Below are 1047 nucleotides of genomic sequence, written 5' to 3'. Positions count from 1 at the left end.
AACTATACATTTAATTACATGTTTAACTTTATTTAATAATGAATAGGAGATTAATTATGAGACAAAATATCAAAAAAACAAATAACAATAACCTATTTAAAAACCTTAAAATTGATTGTGAAAAATGTTTTGGACTTTGTTGTGTTGCATTGTATTTTTCAAAATCTGAAAGATTCCCAAATGATAAGGTTCCGGGTAAACCATGCGCAAACTTACAATCGAACTTTCATTGTTCAGTACATAATAATCTAAGAAAAAAAGGTTTAAAAGGATGTACTATATATGATTGTTTTGGAGCAGGTCAAAAAGTTTCTCAAGTTACTTTTAAAGATCAGAGTTGGATAGATTCTCCTGAATTATCAAGTCAAATGTTTGATTCATTTTTAATAATTAGACAACTTAATGAAATGCTTTGGTACTTAGCTGATGCCTCAACATTTATATTGGATAAAGCTACCTTAAACAAACTTAATTTAATAATTGAAGAAACTCAAAACTTAACAATCCTTGATCCAAACCATTTGAAAAATATAGATATTAAAAATCATAGAATCAAAGTTAATGATATATTAAGAAAATCAAACAATATAGTTAAAATAAAACTTAATTTGGATAAAAAAAATATCCATAATAATAAAAAAGTATTAATCCCAGGGTATGATTTTATTGGATTAGATCTTACAAGTACAAATTTAATAGGAGCTAATCTATCCGGATCATTGCTAATAGCCTCAAATTTGAGCTATTGTAATTTAAAAGGTGCTAATCTAATTGGCGCAGATTTAAGAGATGCTAATATTAGGGGGGCCAACCTTGAAAATGCACTTTTTCTTACTCAATCTCAAGTTAATTCGGCTATAGGAAATTCTGCTACCAAATTACCATTTACTCTAAATAGACCTTTCTATTGGGAAAAATAAAAATCAAAGAGTATCTTTTAATAAAAGACTATTCTCTTTGATTTTTATACGTTCTTATTTTACATATCGATCCATACTTTACTTTTTATAAAAAATTTTTAAATTTAAATCTATATTATTATAAATT

1 protein-coding gene is annotated in these 1047 nt (G+C 25.6%); it reads left to right on the top strand.

Annotated features, from left to right (window positions below; genetic code table 11):
- Positions 1-56 precede the first annotated feature (56 nt).
- Positions 57-920 (top strand): pentapeptide repeat-containing protein, encoded by an 864-nt coding sequence (locus VN21_RS04610; RefSeq protein ID WP_046822263.1) that lies wholly within the window; start codon positions 57-59, stop codon positions 918-920.
- The last annotated feature ends 127 nt before the right edge of the window (positions 921-1047 follow it).

It is taken from the genome of Paraclostridium benzoelyticum (assembly GCF_001006285.1).
Taxonomy (GTDB): domain Bacteria; phylum Bacillota; class Clostridia; order Peptostreptococcales; family Peptostreptococcaceae; genus Paraclostridium; species Paraclostridium benzoelyticum.
This window is presented reverse-complemented; position numbering and strand designations above follow the sequence as displayed.

Bases quoted from the DNA above. Each gene is read 5' to 3' on its own strand.
- VN21_RS04610 (WP_046822263.1), top strand. From the start codon at position 57: ATGAGACAAAATATCAAAAAAACAAATAACAATAACCTATTTAAAAAC.